This is a genomic window from Marinobacter sp. NFXS9, from assembly GCF_040148665.1.
In the GTDB taxonomy this organism is placed as follows: domain Bacteria; phylum Pseudomonadota; class Gammaproteobacteria; order Pseudomonadales; family Oleiphilaceae; genus Marinobacter_A; species Marinobacter_A mangrovi.
This window is the reverse complement of record NZ_JAGDDW010000010.1, coordinates 144,377-166,681: the sequence shown is the minus strand read 5'-3', so window position 1 is coordinate 166,681 and position 22,305 is coordinate 144,377. Positions and strand designations below refer to the sequence as shown.

The window sequence follows — 22,305 nt, the reverse complement described above, 5'->3', positions numbered from 1 at the left end:
CCCGTGGGATCATGGGGCTTTCTTCCGGTTTTTGGACGAAACGGGGAGATTTATGATGGATATTATACCCCGAAGTCAGGCCAACTCATTGCCTTTGTTCAGGTTTTTACTTTTGCAGGGGCGACGAATTCGCACTCTATCTCTGGACATGGGCGACTGGAGTGTGCTGAAAATCCCCACCAGTCGCCCGCAATTCCAGTGGAATGCCATAGGTACCGCAAACGGCTCGGCGGGTTCCCTGGAAATTTGTAACCCGAGATCGCAAAAGGGAGCCAGGGCGTTAATTATTTCTTTCGCCGGCCGAGTACGAACCTCCCTGGACTATGATCACAACGGTATCGATGAACGATCTCCGGGAGCATCTATTGATTGCCAATAATTACATTACCAGCAGTCGTTAACGACACTCCCTCCTTTCACGGCTTTCTCTACGCCAACATTGTCGACCGACAGCGTGCCACAGCGGTCTTCCGCTTGAACGCCTGTCGGCGTTGCCTTGAGCGTGTAGGTATTCGCCGTTGCACTGCTGATCGTCAAGTTATAAAAATCCGCACTGGTTCCACGCAGGACGGCGTTGTTCGGCGTCCCGGTATCACTGCCACCGTCAGCCAGCCCCTTGAACGAGTAGTTTCGGGCGTAGGCCTCCTCCATAGACTGCGCCAATTCCTTAAGCGCAGCCTTCGCGTCAGCACGATGCGTTTTCTGGACATAGCGCTGATAAGATGGAATGGCAATCGCGGCAAGAATACCAATGATCGCAACCACAACGACCAGCTCTATTAGTGAAAAACCGCGCTGGGGCGCAATGCTACCCCAGCTTTTCTTGTGGTAATGGGTCATTGTTCGCCTCATCAATTAACTTCCCGCCAGCTCTGGCGCCCTTGTGTGGATGCTTTCGCAGACTCTGTGACAACATCGATTTTCGCGTTTGATGTACCAATGAACTTCTTCTCAGTACATTGGCCAGCTGCACAGGATCCAGGTACGTCTGAAATAGCTGGCGTTGTTGGGATGCCGCCTTCGTTCTTTTTACGACCACCGCCGGCCAAATTGTTCTTGGCACAATCATCCCCATCGCAGTTCTTATCATCCTCCTCGAAGTCGATGAGGTCCTTCTCATCAAACTGGCCATCATTATTGGTATCGAAAGGCGAGTCCGCCAACCTGGAACCACTGAGCGCCGACAATTCCATCAACCAACCGGATCCACCAGCCGAGCATTGATCCTTGCTTGGCTCGAGTGTCGTGAAGATGATCCGATCATTACGGATGGTAGGCTCGTATATGACTCGCTCCCCTCTATTATCCGTGTTGCCATCCTCAGTGTTGATTAGATCTATGAACCAGCCGCGATGAGCCGGCAACACATTGCCCTCTTCATCTTCTTCAGCCGTCCAGCGAATCTCGTTGTCACTGATCTGTCGATAGCTGTAGTCTCCAGTGGTGGCCTCAGCCTCAATTTTCTGCTGCAGCAACTGACTTCGGGTAGCGCCATAACTTAAACCGTCGTCCCATATCGCAAAGAACGACTGAGTATTTTGGTCGTCAGGGTCATTATCGGTTGTCTCGATGTATTTCCCCGTTCCAAAATAGACCAAAACATCGTCACTACCCGTCGTACGATTGGGGTGTGAACCAACGGCAGGGGCCGATGTAATAGGCAACCGGTTTCCATTACTGTCTTTTGCAACGAACAGCGGTTGTGGACTGTCATCGGTTCCGTAGGCAATCCCCCAGTCATCAGCATTGCCGCTAGATACATCAAACTTCCACATATTGCCCTGCAAATCACCCGCATATATCGAGTCCGCGATATCGTCTCCGTTCAAATCGACAACCTTAGGCGTTGCCAAGCCATTTGGGCGATTTTGTGCATCATCTGCAAGGCCTGCACCAGTATCCAGCTTGCGGATTATCTCGCCTGTTTCGATGTCGACAATATAGAGTACAGCGTTGCCTGTGGCGCTAACATGCCCATCGGCGGCCGTGTTGTTGTAACCGTTTCCGAATACAGCGGCCCACTTTCCATTGGCCATCCGCACGATAACTGGCTCACCATATGTGTACCCTAGGTCCGCATCGTCACTATCCGAGAATTCCCAAAGCACCAAACTATCAGCATCATCCTCATTAAAGGAGGGGTATCCAAGATTAGTCACGCCTCTTGGGTCGGTGATATCAAGGGCGAATAGCCCTTGCCCACCAGCACGCAGACTTCCAACCAACGCAGTATGCCAGCGCTCATCACCTGAAAAGTAAGCGTCGGCATAGGTCGATGGACCGTCAACGTAATATTTATGGACGTAGTTGGGACTACTGAGATACGCCAAATTGCCGTAAACCATGGACGGAACGTAGGAAAGCAGTTCCTGTCCTCCACTGTTTACCCCGTCTCCGGACACACCTTCAAACGCATTGATTGCGTGGAACATCCCATCATTAGCGCCAAAATAAAGCACAGCATCACGATCCTTTAGCGCCTTTCGGAAATCAGAATACTTGTGCGAGTCCTCTGGAGCATTGCCCGGCCAGTCATCAGGATAGAAAAATGCTGGAGCGGGGACGAAAAGAGGATCTGAGTTAGCAATGTCACCTATTATCCCATCCTTCCGTTCGCGGAAATCATAGGTCGTCCCCGCAGTCTCCTGACTCTGATCTCCACGGATGTAATCCAGCACTTTACTACCATACTCGTCCGGATTGTCAGTGACACCACCCCGAAGGGCCTTAACTTGAACCGAGCTTATTTCGGTATCACTCGGGTTTTCCGGATCCACGGGCCAACGGAATGGCACACCAACACCAACTTCCGCGTTATAAGTAACGACCTGCCGCTTATCGTCGAAAGCGTTATTCGACGAGTACTGACTGCTGAGAACATTCTGTAAATTCCAAACTGCACTTCCCACACCGGACGAGTCGATCGGGTATGCATCTACATTGCCCGACCAGTTTTTTGCATTAAAGGTCGCCTGGAACAGAAGGGAGTCAGTATTCAACTCGCCTGAATTGACAGTTACTGTCGAAGCGGATGCTTCTCTTTCCAATATAACGTCAAAGGCCGAACTCAGCTGATTTTTTAATCCCAGTGCATTCGTGACTAGGAAGTAGTTATCTGGTACGCCATCTGCACCTTCAGCCTGGGTCGTATTATTTTTGACGTCCCATTCATCGGCCTGATCAGGGATATTATTGCCATTGTGGTCAATGAACCCGCCCCACTTGGCCGCATAATATAGTGGGCCCTGCAACAACGTAGCCGCGGTTGAGTTACCGGCTTCGAATGTTCTCGTACTGGAAAGTGGTAGTTGATCAGTACCCCGACTGTCTCCCTGGTCACGGCCAGGAGGCATATCCAGATAGTAAACAGGTGTAGACGAGTCATTTTCCTCGTCATCCTTTATGTCTCGCACGACGAGGTAAATGCCGTCTGACTTGGTGCCCGAGATGACATATCCCATATGCTGATCTATGCCACCAGCAGCATAAAGCGAATTGACCGAGATTGTGATCGAGCCGTCGTCATCAAGCTTATATTTATATCGAGCGATGGCATCCATGTCATGATCTGCACCCTGCTCGACATCCTCGAAGTTAATGAGGAAACTGCCTTCCGTGTCGGTAATACTCTCTACATAGAAATCAACAATCTGGTTAGTTGGTTGGAAGTCCCCCTCTTTGGAGGATATGCCACTGCCACCGGGAGACTTGGCGAATGGAACCAATGTGACAATACGGCCGTCGCCAACCGGGATCTCAATCCTCGGCAACGGTGAGGCCAAAGCAACCGCAAAAGTATTAATTCGAGTCGGATCTGTATCCGAGCCCTTATTTGGAAACAGATCATTTAGCCAACCATAGTAGGCTACAGACGCCGAATAATAGCTCCCTAATTTGGTCGGTTCTTCCGGAGCCAATCCCCGGATGGTCCCAAGGGACTTAATATTCTTTGCTGTCGGTGCACTATCGGCATCATCACCGGATTGACCGATATAATGCATCCCAGTCACATCCGCTTCGTGTGCCGTGATTGTGTCTGCTAGCGTCTTCACGTTCATCGCTGGCGAGAGGTCACCAGAGAAATCCGAGAAATAGCTGCCCGGCACCTTATCCGAGTCATAATTCGGATTAATGTCAGACAACACCATCATGTACGGGTTGGCACAGTAAGGCTGCCCATTCACCTCATCATAGGGATCATCCCATTTTGCATTTGGTAGACCAAGGGCTGCATCGTTGTTGCCAGAGTCACTGATTTCAAAGTCTGCTGTTGGACTCTTTTTTCCCTGGAAGTAGCGAACCGTTTCATACATCATCTCAGCGATAGGGTTACCCCACATATCACATTCGCCATCCGAAATTGGACGTGTAGTGATCCAGCCACAACTGTATTGAGATTTCCCTGTTCCGGCATTTTCAAAATTAACTGTTCGCAGTTTATTCATCGTGCTGACAATACCGTTCATATCCGTAAAGGTACCGTCCGAACTATTCACCTCGTCTTTAAACGAGCCAATCGTTTTACGCAAAACCCCGCCATCTAGGTTATTTTCGTACGAGCCACTTAACAGCCCAAAAAGGATGCTGTCATTTTCACCGTAGTCATGAAGTAATCCGGTTGGCTTGTAGCTAGTATTCCCTGCTCCATCGCTATAAGTTTTGCAGTTGTCTTCAAGCAACGCTGCCGAAGCACAAACCTGTACACGCACGGTATATCTGGCAAACGTCGATGAAGCTGTCGTCTTGGGCTGCAGAAGTTGAAAACTATCCCCCCCCCCAGATTCCTGATGCCGGAATTCAACTTGGTAAGTTCCCGCCAACAGATAGACCGATTTACTTTTGTCCTTATGGCAATTGTCGTCAGAGCAGGCACTGTGCCCACCAAACCAGCTAATGCGTTTTTCAATAGTGCTACCTGACGAATTTTTTATTAGAAACTCAACTGCATCATCACCATCAACAGAAAAGGTGTAATCTCCGGTTTTAGGAATAACCATTGATCCCTTAACGATGGACAGATAATGCTCATATCCAATATTTCCACCTTTGATAACATCAAGTGACTGGGTTGAACCCATCTGTCGGTTTGATCTTTCAAAATTGTCAACGAAGTTATCGTATTCACTTGCACTCCCCGGAGATCCGACAGAATTACAGTCGTCTCGGGAGTCCCCCTCCTTGTCGGTGTCATAATATTTTTTACACGTGGTGTAATATTTTAGAGTCAAGTTCTGAAACAATTCAGAATCCGCCAACTCCCAACCATCGTCACCAGCTGAGGTCTCACAATTAACCTTGCCGGCACCGATGCCTGGCACGCACTTATCAGCCAACACTGGACGCTCTATAGACGCCCACTCCCAAGGACGAAAGTTGGTGTTGGGCAAAACCTTGAGAATGGGATTGTTTGCTGACTCGGAAAGATTACCAAACAGGTGCCCCTTACCTTCTGGTGGCTGGGCTAATGGCGTGTAGGCTTCGATGTAGTAGCCGTCTTTTTCAGGGCTCCGGTACTCTTTTGCCCAACTGTGCGCATCCCACGGGATGTGAGTCCGCTCCAGAACGGTCATATCTGCCGTGTCAGTAGAGCGATAACCGCCGTAAAAAACTTTTCGCAATGCGTCAATGCGCGCCATGGTGACATAGTTTAAAAAGTCACCACTCCAACTGCCAGCATAATTAGCCCCCGAACCATCAGCACGAGTATTGCAACTTTTGATACCCGCCGCCTTGTCTGCTTCAGACTTGACACTCTTCGGTACAAATCGATTATTCCCAGTGTCATAGTCATAGCAAGCGTAACTATTGAAATAGCCGTAGTAATCGATACTAGGCTTATAACCGACGTCAAGCTTACCGTCGTTATTCAAATCAGAGGCATCGTTGTAGGCTTCATAATAAAGCTTGTGATTTCGCCCCATGACCATCATCAGGAGCGGAGAAGCCGTCGATCCAAGAAATAAGGGCTTGCTTGCCAAGTTGAGTGATGCAGCGGCACTATGGGGCGCATACCCACCGGCCAACAACGTGGCAACAAACGCCATTGCGAAGCTGAATCCACGATGAATTTTCATGCCCCTGCCCTCCTGAGCCGGAAATGCTGAGTTCTTATCAATTGACGGCATTGTTATATACCTTGCGTGCATAGACGGATTGCAGATTCACATCTGCACCGCCAGGACCTCGTCCTCGAGACGTGATGCGATAGAATCGGGTTACGGGTTTGATCCCCCCCATCCCTAAATCGTTGACTTGCTGATTGGCCCCGTTTGAATCAATTTCAATTGGCTGTTCAATGACATAAGAAATGCCATTCGTACTATTCTTCCGACCAGAGAAGTCACTGACGGCTTCCGAATTATTGGTCCACCATGTTTCATCGGCGGACTTCCACCAGTTATCGGCCATGCTTGAGGAGAGCATGCCGGCGGTAGAGGAATCTGGCGTCGGCGTTCCGGGTTCGATCGTATCGCCTGCAATATTCAGCGCCGTTTCTGCAGCATCGAAAGCCATACTTCGATCTTTCATATTGGCGGAGATTCGAGTGTCCATGGTGGTCAAATTCACGGCGCTCAATCCGATAATCGTGAGCAACAGCAGCATGACGAGGCTCACCAGCAATGCGGCGCCTTCTTCCTGACGCATTAGCTTTAACGGCTTATGAATCCGTTTAATTTCACTCATCGAAATATGCCTATTTGCCTCGATAATTACGGAGAAATACTGTGTCTTTTTGCACGAGTCGCAAACGTTTATCGCCAGCCCCGTTAACGGTTTCACCATCGATCAACTGATATGACCTGGTATCCTTCTGACCCGCTGTGTCCTGATTCGATGTTGCAAGGACGGCATACCGGATTGATTTGACTTCCGTCCAATCAGTGACTTCATCAGGACTGACATATTCCTTAACTCGCATCTCGTCACCCAGACCGAGTTCAATCTGAAGGTTCTCAACGCCAACAATCAGCGTTTGAGTGGTATTCGACTTGGCTGTAGATGAACCTATGGCAAAGATTTGGCTCTGGCAGCGCAATCCTGCCACCTGTTCTGAGCCAGAAGCAGGCGCAATAAAGTAACGATCAACAGCGATTTCAGTCTCATCAGGCTGCCCATTTAGGCAGGTGTGAATCGCGCCGTCGGCCGCACCGTTATATCGAATCGTTACGGTATCGCTATTGTTGGTAGCGTCATTATTTGTCGCAGTGATGACTTCGTCCTCACCAAAACCAAGCCGATCGTCAAAATCGCGGGCAACGGTGGGATCACTCCAGTAGCCTGCGTGACGGAGGCCTCTTCCCAGAAAGTGAGTAACCACCCTGGCGTTTTCTTGAGCCTGCGACTGAGCCGTCACGACCGTGTAGGTTTGCTTACTGCTCAAAAAAATTCGGACGACGCCCGCCATTAATATTAGCCCCAGCGTCATGGCGATCATCAACTCAATCAGGGACAGCCCTTTTTGTTTAGACATCAAATCGCTATCTCACTCTGTAAGCTGTGAAGTAACACCCAGCTGACGTGTTATCAGCTGCAGTGCAGGTCGGGGCGACATACGTGGCCCCCAAATTGGCTGCATCCCACGTAATGGAAATCGTGTATTCACCGGTTGCATTATTCCAATCGACATTCCCGACTGCCTGCGGCGGTGCTCCAACATCCGAGGTCAGCGCCTCATTCCATTGCCAAAGATCCCAGGTTGCGGTTTGAGACGCGCCACAGGTTTCCGTGGAACAGTTTGTCGAGGGCTCGGACGTAGGGGGGGTCGCTGCATAGTCGCCGGACGTCGCAGCGTCCCTGTTCGCCATTATTCGGTTAATGATGTCGTCAGCGTAGCTTTGCGCCTGTTGATCAAAGTGAACAGAGGTCGCATTCCTGAGGCTCAGCGCCTGGAGCCCAGCCACCCCTAACAAACCGACCGCTAAAACGAGGACTGCTACCAGTATCTCGATCATTGTGAGACCGGCCTGACTGGATCGCGGCGTTGATGTTGGAACTATCATGGACAATTAGCCTCCGCAGCTGTCCCAGTACGTACCTGACCGGTCGTCACGGCGACAATCAGCGAATAGGGCTGAACATCGCCATCCGGGTCACAAAATCCGAAATAGCGGCTCGGGGGAGCCATATTTTGAGCTAGCCCGTTTGGCAAAAACCGGATAAAGCTGAGTGCTCCGCCACCCCCGTTATGCTGAAGGGATACAGCAGATGCATCCGGCCCATCAAATACCCGCAGTATCGTTCCTATACCGACAGCTCCGGTTTCATTCGTATCAGTCACGACGATCCAACCATCTGCCCAGTCACCCGATCCACCGCAAGTACTACCATCTGTTGAGGGGCAAACTGAAACCGGCTGATTCCTGGCCACAGCCTCTCCCTTTGTATACTGAATAGCCGATAGCATGCTATCTCTGGCTTCAAGTAACTGATTACTTGCAATAACCGACTGAAACGACGGCACCGCCACAGTCACTAGAATGACCATGATGGCTATCGCAACTAACAATTCGATGAGCGTAAACGCAGCTTGCTTAGGCATGAATCCCAATCCCTTTTTGACACCGTTAACTCTAGGTAATCAAACAGGCAAATTCAGCCGGGATCCGACAAGCGGACAAACAGGAAAGACAAACGGTAGCCATGGTGAACATCCATGAAACCAATCCGTTCGATTAGACGAATGCGCTCGGGAGATACGTCTCCAGCGTTAAGTCAAACTTCTCGGACTGGAATCCGCAATTCCTTCGGCATAGAGAACACAATATTCTCCTCCCGCCCGGGCACTTCCTCGGGCGCTTCACAGCCAAGGTCCTGGAGCTTGCGGATAACGTCGTGCACCAGTACTTCTGGTGCGGAGGCGCCAGCGGTGACGCCGACAGAGTTGCGGCCTTTGAGCCAGTCGGGGTCGATCTGGGCCGCGTCGTCGATGAGGTAGGCGGGGGTGCCCATGCGCTCGGCGAGTTCGCGCAGGCGGTTGGAGTTGGAGCTGTTGGGGGAGCCGACGACCAGCATCAGGTCGCAATCGCCGGCGAGCTGCTTGACCGCGTCCTGGCGGTTCTGGGTGGCGTAGCAGATGTCGTCCTTGCGTGGTCCCTGGATCTCGGGAAAACGGGCGCGCAGGGCGTCGATGACCCGTGCGGTGTCGTCCATGGACAAGGTGGTCTGGGTGACGTAGGCCAATCGACTGGGATCGCGGACAGCCAGCTTTTCGACATCCGCCTCGTCTTCCACGAGGTAGATGTCGCCGCCGTTGCTGCGGTCGTACTGCCCCATGGTGCCTTCCACTTCCGGATGGCCTTCGTGGCCAATCAGGACACATTCATGGCCGTCGCGACTGTAGCGCATGACTTCCATATGCACTTTGGTGACAAGCGGACAGGTGGCGTCGAAGACTTTCAGACCACGACGGGCGGCTTCCTTCTGCACCGCCTGGGACACGCCGTGGGCGCTGAAAATCACCAGGTGATCGTCGGGCACTTCGTCGAGCTCATCGACAAAGATGGCCCCACGATCGCGCAGATTGCTGACCACGAACTTGTTGTGGACGACTTCGTGACGGACGTAGATCGGCGCGCCGAACACGTCCAGTGCCCGGTTGACGATCTCGATTGCCCGGTCGACGCCGGCACAGAAGCCACGGGGGTTGGCCAGTCGAATCTGCATAGTTGCCCTGTCTTGCTGAATCAGTGTGCTATCTGCGCGGGTTCCACGCTGACAATTTCCACATCAAAGGTCAGTGTACGCCCGGCCAGGGGGTGATTGAAATCCACCTCCACCTGATCGCCTTCCACGTGATGAACCACGCCCGGCAGCTCGCCCTGACGCGCATCGGCGAAGGAAATCACGGCGCCACGCTCCAGCACCATATCCGGCCCGAAATCGGACCGTTTGAAGGTCTGGATGTTCGACGGATTATGCTGACCGAACGCCTGCTCTGGCGGCACTTCGAAGGTCTTCCGCTCGCCCGGCTTCATACCCACGAGGAGTGCCTCGAAGTTCTCCGGCAGATTGCCGTCGCCCAGCTCCAGCGACGCCGGCGCCTTGCCAAACGTGGAATCAATCTCGCTGCCATCCGGCAGCCGTAACGCAAAGTTCAGGGTGATACGGGTCCCCTTGTCCACAGGCAGCGCTGTCATGCTTATTCTCCCTGATCGGCCGGCTGTTCCGGCGATTTGCGAAACAGGTCCACTACCATCATCAATGCGCCAATCGTAATGGCCGTATCGGCCAGATTAAAGGCGGGAAAATGGTACTGGTTCCAGTAAAAGTGTAGAAAATCGACGACGTACCCGTGCACAACACGATCGTAGACGTTGCCGATCGCGCCGCCCAGGATCAGGACGATCGCCACCGCCATCCATCGCTCCCCGGCGCCCAGGCGGGACAGCCAACGGATCAGTACCACGCTGACCACCGCCGCCAGCGCGACGAAGAACCAGCGCTGCCAGCCATCCTCACCTGCCAGAAAGCTGAATGCAGCACCTGGATTGTGCAGCAAGGTCAGGTTGAAAAAAGGCAGCACTTGGATCGACTCTCCTAAACCAAGCGAGGCAGACGCCATCGCTTTGCTGCCCAGATCAATCGCAATGACCGCAGCCGCGAGCCAGAGCCAGTGCAACGGAGAGCGGGTCACGGCCATCTCCTCTGTCTGCGCCATCATCAGGCAAACGCCCTCTTCTCGCCGTCGCCTTCGATGTTCTCGATGCAGCGACCGCACAGCTTGGGATGATCGGCATGCTGCCCGACGTCTTCGCGGTGATGCCAGCAACGGTCACACTTGGCGTGAGCCGTCGGCACGACGCGGACCCGCAGCCCTTCCAGGCCGGTCTGCTCGGCATCGCCGGCTTCCGCAATCGGTGCCACGGTCGCTTCAGAGGTGATCAGCACGAAGCGGAGTTCGTCGCCCAGCGCTTCCAGATCGGCCTTGAGATCACCCTCGCAATACAGGGTCACTTCGGCACTCAGGGAGCCCTTGATGTCGCCCCGGTTACGGGCATCTTCCAGGCACTTGTTCACAGCTTCTTTCACGCCCTGGATGTCATCCCAGTATTCGCGACCCATCGACAGGTCCGCCGGCAACGCGACCAAGCCGCTGTACCAGTCTTCCAGGAAGACGCTCTCGCCACGCTCGCCCGGCAGGTGCTGCCAGATCTCGTCAGCGGTGAAGCTCAGGATCGGCGCGATCCAGCGCACCAGAGCCTCCGCCACATGGAACAGCGCGGTCTGGCAGGATCGACGTGCCAGGCTGTCCGCCTGGGTGGTGTACTGGCGATCCTTGATGATGTCGAGATAGAACCCGCCCAGCGTCGCTTCACAGAAGTTGTAGATCTTCTGGTAAACCTTGAGGAAGGCGTAGTTCTGGTAATCCTCATTCAAGGACTGCTGCATCGTCAGCGCCCGGTCCACCATCCAGCGGTCCAGAGCCAGCATCTCTTCGGGCGCAACGGCGTGCTTGTCCGGCTCGAACCCGGTGAGGTTGCTGAGCAGGAAGCGTGCGGTGTTGCGGATCCGGCGGTAGCCATCCGCGGTCTGCTTGAGGATGTCGTTGGACACGGTCATCTCGCCGCTGTAGTCCGTCGCCGCCACCCACAGGCGCAGGATATCGGCTCCCAGCTGGTTCATGACTTCCTGCGGCGCGATGACGTTGCCCAGCGACTTCGACATCTTGCGGCCCTTGCCGTCCACGGTGAAGCCGTGGGTCAGCACTTGCTTGTACGGCGCGACACCGTTGATGGCGATGGACGTCTTGAGCGACGACTGGAACCAGCCGCGATGCTGGTCCGAGCCTTCCAGGTACATGTCTGCCGGGAACTGCCCCAGATCTTCGCGCTTCTGCAGGACGGAGGCGTGCGTGACGCCGGAATCGAACCACACGTCCAGGGTATCGGTCACCTTGTCGTACTGATCTGCATCGGCACCCAGCAGACTCGCGGCATCCAGTTCGTACCAGGCGTCGATACCGCCTTCTTCGACCTGCTTGGCCACTGCCTCGATCAGCTCCGGCGTATTCGGATGCAGCTCCTGGGTTTCCTTGTGGATAAACAGCGCGATCGGCACGCCCCAGGTCCGCTGACGGGAGATACACCAATCCGGCGACTGCTCGACCATGGCCTCAATACGGTTCTGGCCCCAAGCCGGCACCCAACGGACGCCCTTGATGGCTTCCAGTGCTTTATCCTTAAGGCCTTTCACGTCCATGCTGATGAACCACTGCGGCGTCGCACGGTAGATCAGCGGCGTCTTGGTCCGCCAGCAATGCGGGTAGCTGTGCTGGAATTTTTCCTTGCGCACCAGCTTGCCTTCACGCGCCAACGCTTCGCAGATGGGATCGTCCGCCTTGTAGACGTGAACGCCCGCAAATTCGCCGGCGGCACTGGTGTAGGTGCCATCGGCCTGGACCAGGTTCAGCGTGTCGATGCCATAGACCTTGCCGACTTCAAAGTCTTCCATACCGTGGTCTGGCGCCGTATGCACTGCACCGGTACCGGCGTCCGTCGTGACGTGATCACCGAGAACCACCGGCACCTGTTTGTCATAGAACGGATGCTGGAGCTTCTGCTGCTCCAACGCCGCGCCGCTGCAGGTGGCGAGGACCTTGTAATCCTCGATGCCCCAGCGAGTCATGATGTCTTCCAGCATGTCGGAGGCCAGCACCATCCTCTCAGGTCCGTTGCCGGCATCGAGCTGCACCAGTGCGTATTCCAGTTCGGCGTTCAGCGACACCGCCTGGTTGGCCGGGATGGTCCAGGGCGTGGTGGTCCAGATCACGACCGAGACCGGACCGTCGCCACCGGGCTGGCCGAAGGCACCCAGTACCGCCTCCTGATCAACGATGGTGAAGCGGACGTCGATCTGGGTGGAGGTTTTGTCCTGATACTCGACTTCTGCTTCCGCCAGTGCAGATTGACCGACAACACTCCAATACACCGGCTTATAGCCGCGAACCAGGTGGCCATTTTCGACGATCCGGCCCAGGGCGCGGATAATGTCGGCTTCCACCTTCGGGTCCATGGTCAGGTACGGTTTATCCCAGGTACCAAACACGCCCAGCCGGATGAAGTCGGCCTTCTGACCTTCGATCTGCTTGGCGGCATAGTCGCGACAGGCCTGACGGAACGTCTTGTAGTCCACCTTGACGCCGGCCTTGCCGATTTCCTGCTCCACCTTGTGCTCGATCGGCAGACCATGACAGTCCCAGCCCGGCACATAAGGCGCGTCGTAGCCCATGAAGCTGCGGGACTTGACGATCATGTCCTTCAGAATCTTGTTTACCGCATGACCGATATGAATGCTGCCGTTCGCGTACGGAGGACCATCGTGGAGAATCCAGCGCTCGCGGCCCAGGCGGGCTTCGCGGAGCGTTCCGTAGATATCGGCATCCTGCCAGCGCTGAAGCATCTCGGGCTCGCGCTTGGCCAGGTTGCCACGCATCGGAAACCCGGTTTCCGGCAGGTTCAGGGTATGCTTGTAATCGCTCATAGTGCTCTGTCGGTCAATGGTGAATCGTGCTGTTGAAAGGGTCTCAACAAGGCGTCAGTGTGCCGCAATCCAGGCCCGGGCTTCATCAATATCCTGATCGATCCGGGCTTTCAGCGCGTCCACAGAGTCAAACTTGATTTCATCCCGCAGCGGGTGGCGGAATTCTACGCGTATACGCTGGCCGTACAGTGTGCCAGCAAAGTCAAAAAGGTGCACTTCCAGTGAGGGCCGGCGCCCGTCAACCGTGGGCCTGAGGCCTATATTGGCGACGCCGTCACAGTCGGTGCCATCCGGCAATTGCGTGCGCACCACGTAGACGCCCCGCAGGGCTGGCATCCGTTTCAGCAGGATGTTGGCCGTCGGCGCGTTTAGCTGGCGCCCCAGCTGCCGGCCGTACACCACGCGCCCGCTGATAGCATAGGGCCGCCCGAGCAGACGTTCAGCGGTTGCCAACTCGTTGCCCCGAAGGCACTTCCGGACTCTCGTGCTGCTGACGCGCTCATTATCGACTTCCACCGTGACGGTGCGCTCAACGCCATAGCCTCGTTCGCGCCCCACCTGTTCCAGCAGGGCGAAGTCTCCGGCCCGGTCACAGCCAAAGCGGAAATCATCGCCGATCACCAGATGACGCACCGCCAAACCGTCAATCAGGATGTCCTCAATAAAGCCCATGCCGGAGTACTGACGAAACTGCTCATCAAACCGGATGCACAGCACCATGTCGACACCTTCATCGCTCAAGGCCTCGATCTTCTGACGGAAGCCGGTCAGCCGCGGCGGCGCGTCACTGCCCTGAAAGAACTCGCGGGGCTGGGGTTCGAAAATCATCACGAGGCTTGGCACGCCCAGTTCGGCCGCCTTGGCTTTAACTTGCTCGATAATCGTCTGGTGCCCAACGTGCACACCATCAAAATTGCCGATGGTGGCAACGCAGCCTTGGCTTAATGGCGAGTCGGGCCGTTCAGCCAGCGATCGCAGATTGGTGAGGCCTCTGATGAGCCGCATGAACTACACACCTTTGGCGGGTCGTGGTGAGAAAACACGCGATTATAAACGATCTGCCGCAGCGGGATAAGGTGCTGAAAGCCGAAGGCCCGCCCGGATCAACGCAGTCGGAAATGCCGGACCCGAACGCCGACCAGCGCCAGCACGACAAAATAGGCCACTACGCCGCTGCCAACGAGCACCGCCATGGCCTGTGCCCGCTCCAACCCGCTCATGACCAACCATTGCGATACCGGCGTCCCAAGCAGGAGGATGACCGTGGCCAGCGCGGCGTTGGCCGCCGCCAACTGTGCCAGGAAGCGAAGCCACCCCGCCTGCCGCTGCCATGCCCCTTCCCGGCGCAGGTTGCGCCAGAGCAGCGTGGCGTTCAGCCAGGCGGACAGCGAGGTCGCCAGGGCCAGACCAGCGTGAGCCAGAGGCACGATCAGCGCCAGGTTAAACACCATGTTGGACACCATGGCGATGACTCCGATCCGTACCGGCGTCCGCGTGTCCTGGCGGGCGAAGAACCCCGGCGCCAGCACCTTGATCAGCATAAAAGCCAGCAGCCCCAGCGAGTAGGCACGCAGACTCTGGGCCGACATCACCACATCCCGATCGGTCACCTCGCCGTAGTGAAACAGGGTCGCCAACAGGGGCTCAGCCAGCAGGCAGAGCGCCAGTGCCGCCGGCACGCCGATCAGCAACACCGCTCGAATCGCCCAGTCCACCGTCGCTGCAAACTGGTCCGGTGCCTCCGCGGCGTGCTTGCGTGAGAGATTGGGCAGGATCACGGTGCCGATCGCCACGCCGAACACGCCCAGCGGCAGCTCTGACAGACGATCCGAGTAATAAAGCCAGGACACACTGCCGGTTTGCAGGAACGACGCCAGCACCGTATCCAGCAACAGGTTGATCTGACTGACCGAAACCCCGAACAAGGCCGGCGCCATCAGCCGTAGCACCCGGCGAACGCCCTCGTGACGGTAGTCGACTTTGGGCCGCGGCATCAGCCCGAGTCGCATCAGGAACGGCAACTGGAAAAACAACTGCAGGGCTCCGGCGACGAAGACGCCCCACGCCAAGGCCATCACCGGCGCTTCCATCAACGGCGACAGGAAGATCGCCGCCCCGATCATGACCAGGTTCAGCAAGACCGGAGTAAACGCCGGCACTGCGAATCGGTCGTAACTGTTCAGGATCGCGCCGGCAAATGCCGTCAACGAGATCAAAAGCAGGTAGGGAAAAGTAATCCGAAGCATATCGGCGGCCAAAGCAAACTTTTCCGGCTCGTCCGAAAAGCCCGGCGCAAACACCCAGGTCAGCAGCGGCGAGCCGATCATCGCTACAATCGTGACGCCCAGTAGCACAAGCCCAAGGGTACCAGCCACCGCATTGACCAGACGCCGGACATCCGACATCGACTGCGCCTCGCGATACGAGGACAGCACTGGCACAAAAGCCTGGGAAAAGGCGCCTTCGGCGAACAGGCGGCGCAGGAAGTTGGGGATCTTGAACGCGACAAAGAAGGCATCCGCTCCGGTGCCGGCGCCAAAATAGCGGGCAATGACCATATCCCGAACCAGACCGAGCACCCGGGACAGCATGGTCATGACACCGACCACCCCGGATGAGCGCAACAGGCCGGGCGCTTTTGGCGGAGATTTCTGGGAATCGTTCGGAGCGGGCTCGGAGGCCATCAAGCGAGATCCTTGTCACGGCAAAAGGAAAAGGCAGTACGGAAACGCCGAAATGACCGCCGCAACAGCAGCCAGAGCGCGTGCCGACGGGGAGTCTACCACACCCGGCACAGCGGGGATTTGAGCCGTATTTCACTTGACATCAAGCCCCCGAAACGGCATAGTTCCGCGTCATTTATTTCGAGGCGCTGATTGTAGGCGCGCCCGCTATTTTTCAGAAACGAATTTCAGGAGTTATACGGTGGCAAACTCTCCCCAAGCCCGTAAGCGCGCTCGTCAGAACGAGAACAACCGCAAGCACAACGCCAGCCTGCGTTCCATGTCGCGCACCTACGTCAAGAAAGTTCAAAGCAAGATCGAAGCTGGCAACTACGATGAAGCGCAAGCCGCTTTCACCACGGCCCAGCCGATCCTGGACAGCATGGTCAATAAAGGCATCTACACCAAGAACAAGGTGGCCCGCCTGAAGAGCCGCATGTCCGCCAAGATCAAGGCCCTGAAAAGCGCCTGATCCGCAGACTGAGCATAAAAAAACCGGCCTGATGGCCGGTTTTTTTATGCTCGGATATAACTCCAACACAAAGGGTCACACGATGACGAGATTGTCCCGGTGCACCATCTCCTCATCGGAGACATACCCCAACACTTCGGTAATCCGGTCACTGGAACGCCCGGCAATGGCCCGCGCCTCGTCCGCATCGTAGTTGACCAGCCCCCGCGCCACCTCACGCCCGGACTCATCGACACAGGACACCATCTCTCCCCGACGGAATTGCCCGGACACCGAGCGCACCCCAACCGGCAACAAACTGCGACCACCCTGGCACAGCACCTTCACCGCACCTGCATCCAGAACCAGTTGCCCGCGGGTTTTCAGATGACTGGCCAGCCACTGCTTGCGCGCCGCGATTCGCCCCTGCTCAGGCAATAACAGCGTACCCAGCACGTCGCCGCTTCGAACGCGGGACACCACCTGCGGCAGGCGCCCACCGACAATTACCGTAAAAGCACCGGAACGTGCAGCCAGACGCGCCGCCCGCACCTTGGTCTGCATACCGCCCCGACCAAGCATACCGGCACCGCCAGCCGCCATGACATCCAGCTCCGGATCACTGGCAAGGCGCTCGTCGACCAGACGGGCGTCGGCGTGTTTGCGGGGATCGCTATCGAACAGACCATCCTGATCGGTGAGGATGACCAGGCCATCCGCTTCCACCAGGTTCGCCACCAGAGCGCCGAGGGTATCGTTATCGCCGAAGCGGATTTCGTCGGTGACCACGGTGTCGTTCTCGTTGACGATCGGCACCACGCCCAAATCCAGCAGGGTGCGCAGCGTGCTCCGGGCGTTCAGGTAGCGCTTGCGGTCGGACAGGTCATCGTGGGTCAACAAAACCTGCGCGGAATGCAGGCCATGACGCTTGAACTGCGCCTCCCAGGTCTGCACCAACCCCATCTGCCCCACGGCAGCCGCCGCCTGAAGCTCATGCAGATGCTGCGGGCGCTCTGACCAGCCCAAACGACTCATGCCCTCGGCCACGGAGCCGGAAGACACCAGAACCACTTCAACGCCGGAATCGATCAAAGCCGCCAACTGGTCCACCCAATCGGCCAGCACCGGCACATCCAGCCCCTTGCCATCGTTTGTCAGCAGGGCACTCCCGATTTTCACGACCAGGCGCCGGGCCCGCTCCATCCGTCGACGTTCTGACATACTCTTCCGCTTACTCCCTATCCCCGACTGAACGCCCTGCTCGCCCAAGGCCGTGGCGACGCAACACAATAAAGCCCCGGTTACTCAGGCGCGTAGACGACTTCGACGCCGTCATCATCGTCGTCGTCATCAAAATCATCATTGTCTCGCTCGGCACGACGCGCAGCCTTGATCGCATCGATCTGCTGCCGCGCCTCCTCATCCATCTGCCGGCGAATGGCGGATTCCTGCTCCGCCAGATCCGGATTCTCCGCCTCCTCTTCGGCGCGGATCTCGATCCAGCGCATCACCGCCTGACACAGCGGTTTGGTGCCTTCACCGCTGAGTGCGGAGATGCGGAAAACCGGGCCATCCCAGCCCAACTCGTCGACGATCGCCTGACAGACCGACTCGCGCTCGTCTTCCGGCAACATATCGACCTTGTTGAACACCAACCAGCGCTCGCGACCGGCCAACGTTTCACTGAACTTGTGCAGCTCGCCGACGATTGCGCGCACGCTGTCCACCGGCAAGGAACCGTCGTAAGGCGCCACGTCCACCAGATGCAGCAGCAGGCGAGTGCGCACCAGGTGCTTGAGGAAGCGAATCCCCAGACCGGCGCCTTCCGCCGCACCTTCGATCAGCCCTGGAATATCCGCCACAACAAAGCTTTGGTGCGCCTGAACACTGACCACGCCGAGATTGGGCACCAGCGTGGTAAACGGATAGTTGGCCACTTTCGGTCGCGCTGCGGACACCGAGCGAATAAACGTGGACTTGCCGGCATTGGGCAGTCCCAGCAACCCCACATCGGCCAGCACCTTGAGCTCCAGGCGCAAGTTACGCACCTCACCCGGCGTCCCGTTGGTGGTCTGGCGCGGCGCCCGATTTATCGACGATTTGAAGCGGGTATTACCGAGGCCGTGGAATCCACCCTGAGCCACCTTCAGTTGCTCACCGGGCCGAGTCAGGTCACCCAGCACCTCATTGGTATCCATGTCGACGACGGTCGTTCCGACCGGTACCTGGAGCACCAGGTCCTCGCCTTTGCTGCCCGAGCAGTTACGCCCCGAGCCGCCCTCACCGGTCTGCGCCTTGTAGGAACGCTGGAAACGATAGTCCACCAGCGTGTTCAGCGCCGTGTCCGCTTCCAGGTATACCGAACCACCATCACCGCCGTCGCCACCATCCGGACCGCCTTTGGGCACATATTTTTCGCGACGAAAACTCAGGCAGCCGTGCCCGCCATTACCCGCCTGAACCCGAATTGTCGCTTCATCTACGAATTTCATGCTCTTTGCCTGTCCGGATGACTTTGGGAGCCTCTGATCAACTCCTTTGTATGACCATTCTATAGCGCCGTTATCGGCAGGCCATACGAAAAAGCCCCGCACGCTTCGTTCAAAGCTGCGGGGCTTTTTGTGAACAGCAATGGCTGTATACGTTCGGCCCCTTACTGGGCTGGAACGATACTCACAACCTTGCGGCTCTCGGGGCCTTTGACCTCGAATTTCACAACACCGTCCGACTTGGCGAACAGCGTGTGATCACGACCCAGACCAACGTTGGTGCCGGCGTGGAAACGGGTGCCGCGCTGACGAACGATGATGCTGCCGGCACTAACGACCTGACCACCGAAGCGCTTCACACCAAGTCGTTTCGACTCGGAATCGCGACCGTTACGGGTACTACCTGCTGCCTTTTTATGAGCCATGACTAGCCTCCTCTAATGGGGTTTCAGAGCCTCAGCCCTTGATACCCGTGATCTTGACTTCAGTGAACCACTGACGGTGGCCCTGACGCTTCATGCTGTGCTTACGACGACGGAATTTGATGATCTGGACCTTGTCACCGCGACCGTGACGAACCACTTCCGCAGTCACGGAAGCACCGTCGACAACCGGCGCGCCGACTTTCACGTCGTCGCCATTGGCAACCAGCAGGACTTTGTCGAACTCGACAGTGCCACCGGTTTCAACTTCAATCTTTTCCAGCTTCAGGACTTCGCCTTCCGCTACGCGGTGCTGCTTACCACCGCTGACAATCACTGCGTACATGACCTTCTCCGCTGTATAACGGGCCTGCGTCCAACCGTCTGCAGACCGGCAATTGACCCATCCCTGCTCTTTAATCCACCTGGTTCTAAGGGAAGCGCTCTGGCAACCCTATAGCAGGGAGCGCAGGTTGGGATGAGTTAGGGCGCGCAATTGTACGAAAAGCGGCCGTCCTTTACAAGCGTCGACTGACGCCATTTCCAGACCCTGACAATGCTGCCATAGTGGATCCGGCGACGACGGACCCGACGCCCAAGTTGACAGTCCCGGGAGCAATACCTAGCATTGCCGCGTCCTACCCGATAATGACCGGATCATCCGCATGACAGCGCAGCGTATCTATGAAACCGTCGCGGACGATTTTGCCCGCGTCAACGACCTGATCACACACCGGCTCTCCTCCGATGTCCCCCTGGTCGAGAAGATCGCGCAGTATATTGTCGAAAGTGGCGGCAAGCGCCTGCGACCCCTGCTGGTGCTGCTGACAGCCCGCGCCCTGGGCTACGAGCGGGACGACCACCTCAAACTGGCCGCAGTTATTGAGTTCCTCCATACCGCCACACTGCTGCACGACGATGTCGTGGACACGTCCGACCTCCGTCGTGGCAAGGCCACGGCCAATGCCCGCTGGGGCAACGCACCGAGCGTTCTGGTCGGGGATTTCCTCTACTCGCGCGCGTTCCAGATGATGGTCGAGCTGGGCAGCATGCCGATCATGGACGTTCTGTCCAACGCCACGGCCGTGATTGCCGAAGGCGAAGTTCTGCAATTGATGAACACGCGCAACCCGGATATCTCGGAAAGTCAGTACATGACGGTCATTCACAACAAGACCGCCATGCTGTTCGAGGCCGCCTCCCACAGTGGCGCCCTGCTGGCCGGCGCGGACGTCGACGACGAGAACCGCCTGAAAGCTTACGGCAAGCACCTGGGCATGGCCTTCCAGCTGGTTGACGACGTGCTGGACTACCGCGGCAAAGCCGATGAAATGGGCAAGAACGTGGGTGACGACCTGGCCGAGGGCAAACCCACGCTACCGCTGATCCACGCCATGGCTCATGCCAACGATGTGGACAGCCAACTGATCCGCTCGGCGATCCGCAAAGGCGGCCTGGACGAGCTGTCCCGCATCCTGGAAATCGTCGAGACCTCCGGCGCGCTGGACTATACCGTCAGCCGCGCACAGGAAGAAGCGGACCTGGCTCGCGCCTGCGTGGCCGATCTGCCCGCCTCTCCCCAAAAAGACGCCCTGGTGCTCCTGACCGAAGTTGCGGTTGCCCGCACAGCCTGATCAGCCCGGGAAACCGGGCCCCAGCGCCTCCCGACCATGTGGCGCATCCAACATGACTGCTGGACCAACCGGCACGATCTGGGTCGGATTCACGGTCCGCTGGCTCACGTAGTAGTGCCGCTTGATTTGCTCCAGATCCACCGTCTCCGCGACGCCAGGCACCTGATAGAGGTCCCGCAGATAGCCGGCAAGATTCGGGAAGCTGGCGAGCAGCTGGCGGTTACACTTGAAGTGTGAGTAGTAGACCGCGTCGAAACGCACCAGCGTCGTGAACAGGCGCCAGTCCGCTTCCGTTGGCCTATTCCCCACCAGATACCGCTGGGTCGCAAGCCGGTCATCCAGCCAGTCCAGACTGTCAAACAGTGCCGTGTAGGCTTTCTCATAAGCCTCTTGCGCCGTTGCAAAGCCTGCCTTGTAAACCCCATTGTTGACCGTGTCGTAGACCCGCTCGTTGACGGCATCAATATCGGGGCGCAGCGCTTCCGGATACAGGTCCAGGTCGGACCGCACACCGTCGATGCCATCAAAGGCCTGGTTGAACATGCGGATGATCTCAGCGGACTCGTTGCTGACCATTTTCCCCTGCGTTTTGTCCCAGAGTACCGGCACCGTGACGCGGCCGGTGTAGTCCGGTGCGACCGACGTGTAGACCTCGTGCAGGAAGCGCTTGCCGTTCACATCATCGCGATGGGCAGGGTCGTCCGGCCGGAACTCCCAGCCGTTCTCCAGCATGTGCGGATGCACCACCGACACCGAGATGTGCGGGGCCAACCCTTTCAGTTCCCGGAACACCAGGGTCCGGTGCGCCCACGGACAGGCCATGGACACGTACAGATGATAACGCCCGGACTCGGCCGCAAACCCGCCCTCACCCGTCGGGCCCGGCGACCCGTCTGCCGTAACCCAGTTCCGGAAGCGGGCGCTCTCACGCTCAAACTTGCCTCCGGACTTATCGGTGTCGTACCACTGATCTTGCCATTGGCCGTTTACCAGCAGTCCCATATAACCTCCCATCAAACGTGCTGTCGATTCGTTGTCGGCTTGTAAGCCTTAACGCTGGCTCTACCCCGAAGATTACGGCTACACTAACCGCCACTCAAACGATGA

Annotated in this window: 20 protein-coding genes; 3 read left to right on the top strand and 17 right to left on the bottom strand. The window is 56.8% G+C overall.

The window, feature by feature from the left end:
* Window positions 1-379 (top strand): hypothetical protein (locus J3364_RS15985; RefSeq protein ID WP_349559252.1); only part of this gene is annotated, 379 nt, incomplete at its 5' end.
* A gap of 5 nt (window positions 380-384) precedes the next feature.
* On the opposite strand, the gene J3364_RS15980 is transcribed toward J3364_RS15985, so the two are convergent.
* The 12 genes from J3364_RS15980 to murJ all read right to left on the bottom strand — a co-directional run bounded on the left by J3364_RS15980 (window position 385) and on the right by murJ (window position 16,163).
* Complete coding sequence (locus J3364_RS15980; protein ID WP_349559251.1) at window positions 385-840, bottom strand: type IV pilin protein; 456 nt, start codon at window positions 838-840, stop codon at window positions 385-387.
* 11 nt (window positions 841-851) lie between these two features.
* Window positions 852-6,074: a PilC/PilY family type IV pilus protein gene (locus J3364_RS15975; RefSeq protein WP_349559250.1), complete on the bottom strand. Its 5,223-nt coding sequence runs from the start codon at window positions 6,072-6,074 to the stop codon at window positions 852-854.
* Window positions 6,075-6,111: 37 nt separating this feature from the next.
* Window positions 6,112-6,684, bottom strand: a complete 573-nt coding sequence (locus tag J3364_RS15970) for a pilus assembly PilX family protein (RefSeq protein ID WP_349559249.1) — start codon at window positions 6,682-6,684, stop codon at window positions 6,112-6,114.
* Window positions 6,685-6,694: 10 nt separating this feature from the next.
* Window positions 6,695-7,471: a PilW family protein gene (locus J3364_RS15965; protein ID WP_349559248.1), complete on the bottom strand. Its 777-nt coding sequence runs from the start codon at window positions 7,469-7,471 to the stop codon at window positions 6,695-6,697.
* Between the two features lie 7 nt (window positions 7,472-7,478).
* Window positions 7,479-8,000 (bottom strand): type IV pilus modification protein PilV, encoded by a 522-nt coding sequence (gene pilV / locus J3364_RS22620; RefSeq protein ID WP_502882524.1) that lies wholly within the window; start codon window positions 7,998-8,000, stop codon window positions 7,479-7,481.
* Window positions 7,997-8,539, bottom strand: a complete 543-nt coding sequence (locus J3364_RS15960) for a GspH/FimT family pseudopilin (protein WP_349559247.1) — start codon at window positions 8,537-8,539, stop codon at window positions 7,997-7,999. Before J3364_RS15960 ends, pilV begins: the two co-directional genes overlap by 4 nt.
* Before the next feature lie 173 nt (window positions 8,540-8,712).
* A complete protein-coding gene (ispH, locus tag J3364_RS15955; protein WP_349559259.1) occupies window positions 8,713-9,684 on the bottom strand; it encodes a 4-hydroxy-3-methylbut-2-enyl diphosphate reductase in 972 nt (323 codons plus the stop codon).
* Window positions 9,684-10,136: an FKBP-type peptidyl-prolyl cis-trans isomerase gene (gene fkpB, locus J3364_RS15950; protein WP_349559246.1), complete on the bottom strand. Its 453-nt coding sequence runs from the start codon at window positions 10,134-10,136 to the stop codon at window positions 9,684-9,686. The genes ispH and fkpB overlap by 1 nt, the downstream gene beginning before the upstream one ends.
* Window positions 10,137-10,138: 2 nt before the next feature.
* A complete protein-coding gene (gene lspA / locus J3364_RS15945) occupies window positions 10,139-10,657 on the bottom strand; it encodes a signal peptidase II (RefSeq protein WP_349559258.1) in 519 nt (172 codons plus the stop codon).
* Window positions 10,658-10,659: 2 nt separating this feature from the next.
* On the bottom strand, window positions 10,660-13,479 hold the full coding sequence (ileS, locus tag J3364_RS15940; RefSeq protein WP_349559245.1) for an isoleucine--tRNA ligase: 2,820 nt from the start codon (window positions 13,477-13,479) through the stop codon (window positions 10,660-10,662).
* A gap of 54 nt (window positions 13,480-13,533) precedes the next feature.
* Window positions 13,534-14,484, bottom strand: coding sequence for a bifunctional riboflavin kinase/FAD synthetase (ribF, locus tag J3364_RS15935; RefSeq protein WP_349559244.1), 951 nt, complete (start codon window positions 14,482-14,484; stop codon window positions 13,534-13,536).
* A gap of 98 nt (window positions 14,485-14,582) precedes the next feature.
* Entirely contained in the window at window positions 14,583-16,163 is a 1,581-nt protein-coding gene (gene murJ / locus J3364_RS15930) for a murein biosynthesis integral membrane protein MurJ (RefSeq protein ID WP_349559243.1), read from the bottom strand.
* A 241-nt stretch (window positions 16,164-16,404) separates the two neighbouring features.
* On the opposite strand from murJ, the gene rpsT reads away from it, so the two are divergent.
* Window positions 16,405-16,674, top strand: a complete 270-nt coding sequence (rpsT, locus tag J3364_RS15925) for a 30S ribosomal protein S20 (protein ID WP_123634204.1) — start codon at window positions 16,405-16,407, stop codon at window positions 16,672-16,674.
* Window positions 16,675-16,749: 75 nt separating this feature from the next.
* Here the strand turns inward: rpsT and proB are convergent, their stop codons facing one another.
* From proB to rplU, 4 genes are all read right to left on the bottom strand, one after another.
* On the bottom strand, window positions 16,750-17,874 hold the full coding sequence (proB, locus tag J3364_RS15920; protein WP_349559242.1) for a glutamate 5-kinase: 1,125 nt from the start codon (window positions 17,872-17,874) through the stop codon (window positions 16,750-16,752).
* An 80-nt stretch (window positions 17,875-17,954) separates the two neighbouring features.
* Window positions 17,955-19,145, bottom strand: a complete 1,191-nt coding sequence (gene cgtA, locus J3364_RS15915) for an Obg family GTPase CgtA (RefSeq protein ID WP_349559241.1) — start codon at window positions 19,143-19,145, stop codon at window positions 17,955-17,957.
* A 161-nt stretch (window positions 19,146-19,306) separates the two neighbouring features.
* The gene (rpmA, locus tag J3364_RS15910; protein ID WP_123634201.1) at window positions 19,307-19,567 is read right to left on the bottom strand and encodes a 50S ribosomal protein L27; all 261 of its coding nucleotides are present in this window, start codon (window positions 19,565-19,567) and stop codon (window positions 19,307-19,309) included.
* Between the two features lie 31 nt (window positions 19,568-19,598).
* Window positions 19,599-19,910, bottom strand: coding sequence for a 50S ribosomal protein L21 (gene rplU, locus J3364_RS15905; RefSeq protein WP_123634200.1), 312 nt, complete (start codon window positions 19,908-19,910; stop codon window positions 19,599-19,601).
* Window positions 19,911-20,229: 319 nt separating this feature from the next.
* Here rplU and ispB point away from each other — a divergent pair, with 319 nt between their 5' ends.
* A complete protein-coding gene (gene ispB, locus J3364_RS15900) occupies window positions 20,230-21,198 on the top strand; it encodes an octaprenyl diphosphate synthase (protein ID WP_349559240.1) in 969 nt (322 codons plus the stop codon).
* Here the strand turns inward: ispB and J3364_RS15895 are convergent, their stop codons facing one another.
* Window positions 21,199-22,200, bottom strand: a complete 1,002-nt coding sequence (locus J3364_RS15895) for a glutathione S-transferase family protein (protein ID WP_349559239.1) — start codon at window positions 22,198-22,200, stop codon at window positions 21,199-21,201.
* Window positions 22,201-22,305 lie beyond the last annotated feature (105 nt).